Source organism: Tissierella praeacuta DSM 18095 (assembly GCF_900128955.1).
In the GTDB taxonomy this organism is placed as follows: domain Bacteria; phylum Bacillota; class Clostridia; order Tissierellales; family Tissierellaceae; genus Tissierella; species Tissierella praeacuta.
In genome coordinates, this window is record NZ_FQTY01000015.1 from 53,521 (window position 1) to 60,262 (window position 6,742).

Consider the following 6,742-nt stretch of genomic DNA (forward strand, 5'->3'; position numbering starts at 1 on the left):
TAAAAACCATTATCTATATTTATAAAATTATCAAAATAAAAAGTAAAAGAACAAATCCTATTACTCCGGAAATTGGATATAATACTGCTACTAAATTAGAGAATCCAAACTTAGCCAGAGGAATAGATAACAAACAAAATAAAGTTATTATGAAATTTTTATACTTATTTTTAGATACTTTATTCATAAAACTAAAACCATTGGCTAAAGCAGTAGTAAACATTGCAACCCATAATATAATTGAATAAAATTTTCTATATCCATTTCCTATATAATTGCATATTCTCAACATTGGAATATCTAAAACAGCCACTTCATCATAATAAACAAGCATGGAACTTAATATAGATAAACCAAGAATAAGTAATATTAATCCTCCTGATAAACCACCTAAAATAGCAGTTTTTTTGCTATCCATCAATGGTAATAAGGAAGAAAATACTGTAATAATAATCAGTGAATTAGAACCTAAATATAAAAGAGAAGATGTCAAAAAATTTCCCTTCAACGTCAAGTTCACTCCATTTATATTAGATAAATAATATCCTTCTTTTAAATTTAAATATATTGATGTAAATACAATCCCTATGACTAATAAGGGTACTAATAATGAGTTTATAAAAGAAAGCCCCTCTAAACTAAATAGAAATACTATAAATGACATAATTATCATTACAATAATCCCAAGATTAAAGGATAAATCTAACTCCTCCTTAAATATTGCACCACTTCCTGCAACCATAACACTAAATCCTGTATATAAAAAAATTGTCATTACTCCATTTAACACTACTCCAAATTTTTTTCCAAATAATTTATATATTAATTCCTCAAATCCATTTATTTTATTGTTGTATATCTTTAAAAGAAGTAATCCTCCAATTAAAGAAAATAATATTCCCACTATAATCATACCCAAAATTCCCTTTACTCCATATACTCCAAAAAATTCTATAATTTCTCTACCTGAGGCAAAACCTGCTCCTATAATTGTACCTACGTATATTGATGCTATTTTCATCCATCTATTATTGATCTTCTTCATCATCTTCCCCCTTCCTAATATTTAATAATATTAGAATAGGGCTTATCCTATAACAATTTAGTATAAAAGAAGTTCTACTCTTAATTAAGAGTAGAACTTCTTTTATAAATTGTATATATGTTTTAAAATTTTGAAGAACATTTTATCTCTTCTCTTTATTGCTTCCTCATCCTTACCATATGAATAATCATAGAAACCTTTCTTTGATTTAACACCTAATTCTTTGTTATTCATTAATTTTTTCAATATTTCTTGTGGTTCTTTTACATCAGATAAGTCATTAAATAGATATGAAGATATATAGTAAAATGTATCTAATCCCCCTAAATCTGCTGTTTCTAAAGGTCCTATTATTGGATATCTAAAACCAGGACCGTATTTCATAGCTCTATCTACATCTTCAAATGTGGCTATTCCCTTTTCCACTATATTTAATGCCTCTCTAAATACAGCAAATTGTATTCTATTACCTATAAATCCTGGGATATCTTTTTGAACTACTACTGGTTCCTTATCTATTTTCTTTAATAATTTCAATAGTATATTTATAATTTCATCCTTAGTTCCATCCCCTTTAATTAATTCAACCAATGGTATAATATGAGGTGGATTCCAAAAATGCATTCCTATAAATCTACCTTTGTTTTCTAATTTTTTAGATATTTCTGTAATACTAAGACCAGATGTATTTGTTGCAAATATTGCATCTGGTTTAGCTACCTTTTCTACTTCCTTCCAAAAATCCTGCTTTATATCTATTTTTTCAATTATAGCTTCAATTATAATATCGCAATCTGAAAATATTTTTTTATCTACATTATATTTTATATTTTTTATTGTACTTTCAACTTCTGACTCTCCCATAAGTCCCTCTTCAATTAGACTTTTATTAAATATAGATACTAATTTTTTAGAATTTTCTAGAAATTCTTCTTTAACATCAGTTACTACTACTTCATATCCCTTTCGTGCAAATATCTGAGCTATACCAGAACCCATAGTGCCTGCCCCTGCTATACCTATTTTTTTAATATTTTCTAAATTCATTTTATAACCTCCTTTGATTAATAACTCCTACCTTATAAAGATTAGAAGGGAATTATCTCTTATTTATCTTTTAATAAATTCCTAAATTTGCAATAATTATAGCTGGTATAGATGATAGTACAGGCAATACTAGAGAAGTAATAAAAATATCTATATAAGATTCTTTATGCGTCATGCCAGTTATAGCTAATAGTGTTAATACTGCACCATTATGAGGAAGGGTATCAAGACCTCCAGATGCTAAAGATGCTATTCTATGAAAAGCCTGAGGACTTATCCCTGTTTCTAATGCTAATTGATAGTATTTATCTCCTAAGGCTGCCAAGGCTATACCCATTCCTCCTGAAGCTGAGCCAGTTGATCCAGCTAAAATATTAACTGCTACAGCTTCAGAAATAAGTGGACTACCTTTGATTCCAAGAACTAAATCAGTTAAAGTTTGAAAACCAGGTACTGCTCTTACTATTGCACCAAAACCAACTGCAGCAGATGTATTGATAATAGCTGTAATAGAGCCTGTTGCCCCAGCACTAATGGTTTTAGTAAATCCTTTATAAAGTTTAACATTTGTTAGCATTGATAGTATTATACCTGAAATTAATGCAAGAACAATATCCCAATTTAATAAGTTTAATGTCAATATTACTGAAAGCAAAGGTAATACTGATATAAATGGATTTGGTAAATTCACTAATACCTCTTCATTATTTTCTTGTTTTTTTAGGGGTTCAGTAAATACATCACCTTTTGTGAAAAGCTTTTTTTCTCTCCACATAAGATATGAATAACCTAATCCAAACATAAATAAAGCTGCTACAGTTCCCATTATAGGAGCTGCAGTAGGTGTTGTATGAAAATAATCCATTGGAATAAGGTTTTGTATTTGAGGTGTTCCAGGTACTGCCGTCATAGTAAAAGTAAAAGATCCAAGAGCTATTGCTCCAGGTATAAGTTTTCTAGAAATGTTAGCTTCTCTAAATAAAGCTACTGCTAAAGGATACATTGCAAATACAACTACAAACAAACTAATACCTCCATATGTTAATACTGCACAACCAATAACCACACCTAAAATTGCTCTTTTTGCACCAAATACTTTAGTTAACCATTGAGCTATGGATCTAGCAGCACCAGTATAATCCATTAAATGACCAAATATTGCTCCTAACATAAATACAGGAAACCAAGATTTTGTAAAACCTACAAAACCAGTCATATAAGTATCCTTATATGCTGGAAGTAACTCAAGTTTACCTGTTAAAGCTACTACTAATGCACATAGTGGAGCTACCCAGATTATAGAGTATCCTCTGTAAGCTAAGAACATCAATAATACTAATCCAATAATAATACCTAGCATTATTCATTTCCTCCTTTATTTTACTTGATATTTTAATTATCCTTTATCTTTTATTAAACTAAAGTATATTTAGCCAGCTGTCCAGCCACCATCTATTGTAAGGGTTGATCCTGTAATGTGTTCTCCTGCATTTGAACACAAGAATTTAGCCACATCTGCAATAGTTTCAGGCTCTATTAGTTTTTTAACTGCTGCTTTTTGTAACATTACTTTTTCAATAACTTCTTCCCTTGATATTCCATGGGATGTCGCTTGAGCATCAATTTGATTATCTACTAAAGGAGTTCTAACATATGCTGGACAAATTGAATTTACAGTTATTCCATGGGGTCCTCCCTCTAATGCAGCAGTTTTTGTTAGTCCTGAAAGACCATGTTTCGCTGAAACATAAGCTACTTTGAATTCCGATGCTACTAATCCATGAATTGAATTTAGATTTATTATTCTTCCCCATCCTTGTTTCTTCATTGAACTCCATACATATTTAGTTAATAGGAATGGAGCAGTTAACATTAGATTAATCATAAAATCCCATTTATCTTCTGGAAAATCTTCTATTGGAGATACTGTTTGAATTCCCGCAACATTTATAAGAATATCTACTTTTGAATATTTATCTAAAGTATAATCAACTAAACTCTTACAACCTTGTCTTGTACTTAAATCTACTTTAAAATAATCTGCATTTATTCTTTCTGATTCACTTCCTAGTCTTTCTTCATTAATATCAGCCATGATCACTTTAGCACCATCCTTAGAAAAAGCTTCTGCAACTGCTAATCCAATTCCACTAGCTGCCCCTGTTACGATACATATTTTACTTTCTAACATTTTTATACCTCCTCAATTTAATTTATTCAATAATTAATATAGCAAAATTCATGCCATTGAAATTTAAATTTAATGTTAGATTTTTATCTAAATAATTGAATTCAAACAAAAAAACAAGCATATTTTCCGTTAAAATATGCTTGCTTTTATATAGTCTTTTACTTTTATTTGTAATTTTTTAAGTTAATGTAAACTTAAGTTTACATTAATTTACTTTAAATTAATGAAGTGTAAATTATTTCTTACACTATTTTATTATATCTGATTTGAATGTAAATTTTTCTGACAATTCTTATAATTATCAAAAAAATAACATTATATATCTATATTATATTTAGAAATTTTTTCGTATAAACTTGTCCTACTAATATCTAAAGCTTTTGCAGCTAATGTTTTATTTCCATTAAAAATTATTAAACTATCTATTATAGATTGTTTTTCTACTTCTTCTAAAATAGATTTCAAACTTTTCATCTGCTTATTTCGTGTAATTCCAGTAATCTTAGGAGGTAAATGTTCTGGTTTTATTATTGTTTCTTCTTCTAAAAAATTTATAGCTCTTTCTAAGATGTTTTCTAATTCCCTTACATTTCCAGGCCAATCATAATTTTTTAAATATTCTAATGTATTATCCAGTATCTTATCTACTTTGATATTTTCTCCCTTTGATATCTTGTCTACTAAATACTTAGAAAGAATAGGTATATCTTCCTTTCTATCTCTTAATGGAGGAATCTTTATACTAACTACATTTAATCTATAATATAAATCTAATCTAAACATACCTTCAGAGACCATTTTTTCCAAATCTTTATTAGTTGCTGCTATAACTCTAACATCAATTTTTTCTGAAAAGTTAGAACCTATTCTTTCTATTTCTTTATCCTGAAGCACCCTCAATATCTTTACCTGCATATTCATAGGTAAATCCCCGATTTCATCTAAGAATATAGTTCCTCCATCTGCTGCCTTAAACTTCCCAATTTTTCCACCCTTTTTAGCACCTGTAAATGCTCCTTCTTCATAACCAAATAATTCTGATTCTAATAATTCATAAGGTATTGCACCACAATTTACTTTTATAAAAGGTGAATTTATACGTCTACTATTGTTATGAATTGCATGAGCAAATAATTCTTTTCCAGTTCCCGATTCACCTAAAATCAATATATTAGAATTAGTTTTTGCTGCCTTCTTTGTAAGAACTTTTAAATTTTCCATTGACTTACTTATACTTATAATACTATCTAAAGCATATTTAGCTTTGTTTACTTTTTTAAACTCATCTTTATATAAATTTAATTCTTTCTCAATTTTATTTATTTTCATATATAATGAATTTAATTCATCTACATCCTTAAATAAAACTTTACCTACAGCACCTATTACTTTACCATTTACAAACACTGGGATTCTTGTAGCTATCATCTTTTTACCTTTTATTTCTTGAACTTGTGCTATTTCTGATATTCCTGTTTTTATTACAATATCCATTCTAGTGTTTTCTATAACTTCTCGTACATGCTTTCCTATTGCTACTTCTCTATCTACTCCTAAGAATTCCGCATAAGGATTACTCAACATTTCTATATACCCATCTTTATTAACATAAACAATAGCATCATTTGTAGCTTCCATTACCGTATTTAATAAAGAATATGCTTCTATCTCATCATCAAACTGTCTAATAATTTTTTTATAAGTATCTAATTTCTGAAAAATTATATAAGCTCCTTCTTTAGTATCATCGTTAGAAATTGCCTTTTTTATTACAATAATATCTTTGCCATTATATTTTAATTTCTGGGATTCATGTTTTTTATTAGAATTTAAAAAGGATTTTATATTAAAATTAGATAGGACATTAGATAGGTTTTTTCTGTTTAGATTGTTTTCATCAAATAATTCTAATATATTTAAAACTTCATTATTAAAAAAACTTATATTACAATATTTATCAACTACTAAAATTCCTATTTTAAAAGAATTAGCTAGATTATATAAATTTACCCCGTTCTTAGACATTATTGCCCACTCCTATTTATATTCTAATATAATTATACCATATATTATATAAATCTAACTTTATTTAAAATATAACACAGTTTACAGGTCATAAAAAAAGCCCTACTACGACCAACGTAATAGAGCTTTTTATTAATTTTATGTAGCCTGGCAACTTCCTACTCTCCCAGGTCGTTACCAACCAAGTACCATCGGCGTTAAGATGCTTAACTTCTGTGTTCGGTATGGGTACAGGTGTGTCCATCTTGCTATCGTCACCAGACGAAAACTACTTTTGCATTTTAAACATGTTTTAGGTCAAGTCCTCGACTTATTAGTATCTCTTAGCTTAAAGTATTGCTACTCTTACACCTGAGACCTATCTACCAAGTGGTCTTCTTGGAGTCTTACCTTTAAAAGTGGGAAATCTCATCTTGAGGGGGGCTTCGTGCTTA

At 28.6% G+C, this 6,742-nt stretch carries 5 protein-coding genes and 2 rRNA genes; all 7 read right to left on the bottom strand.

The features are described 5' to 3' along the window. Nucleotides 1–19 precede the first annotated feature (19 nt). A complete protein-coding gene (locus tag BUB33_RS12370; protein WP_072976826.1) occupies nucleotides 20–1,045 on the bottom strand; it encodes a YkvI family membrane protein in 1,026 nt (341 codons plus the stop codon). Between the two features lie 102 nt (nucleotides 1,046–1,147). After that, complete coding sequence (locus BUB33_RS12375; protein ID WP_072976828.1) at nucleotides 1,148–2,092, bottom strand: 3-hydroxyacyl-CoA dehydrogenase family protein; 945 nt, start codon at nucleotides 2,090–2,092, stop codon at nucleotides 1,148–1,150. 70 nt (nucleotides 2,093–2,162) lie between these two features. Continuing rightward, the gene (locus BUB33_RS12380) at nucleotides 2,163–3,452 is read right to left on the bottom strand and encodes a GntP family permease (RefSeq protein ID WP_072976830.1); all 1,290 of its coding nucleotides are present in this window, start codon (nucleotides 3,450–3,452) and stop codon (nucleotides 2,163–2,165) included. 69 nt (nucleotides 3,453–3,521) lie between these two features. Continuing rightward, complete coding sequence (locus BUB33_RS12385; RefSeq protein WP_072976832.1) at nucleotides 3,522–4,283, bottom strand: 3-hydroxybutyrate dehydrogenase; 762 nt, start codon at nucleotides 4,281–4,283, stop codon at nucleotides 3,522–3,524. Between the two features lie 315 nt (nucleotides 4,284–4,598). Next, complete coding sequence (locus tag BUB33_RS12390) at nucleotides 4,599–6,308, bottom strand: sigma-54 interaction domain-containing protein (protein ID WP_072976835.1); 1,710 nt, start codon at nucleotides 6,306–6,308, stop codon at nucleotides 4,599–4,601. Nucleotides 6,309–6,453: 145 nt separating this feature from the next. Continuing rightward, a 5S ribosomal RNA gene (rrf, locus tag BUB33_RS12395) occupies nucleotides 6,454–6,570 on the bottom strand. Between the two features lie 31 nt (nucleotides 6,571–6,601). Further along, nucleotides 6,602–6,742 (bottom strand): 23S ribosomal RNA (locus BUB33_RS12400); the annotation flags it as partial.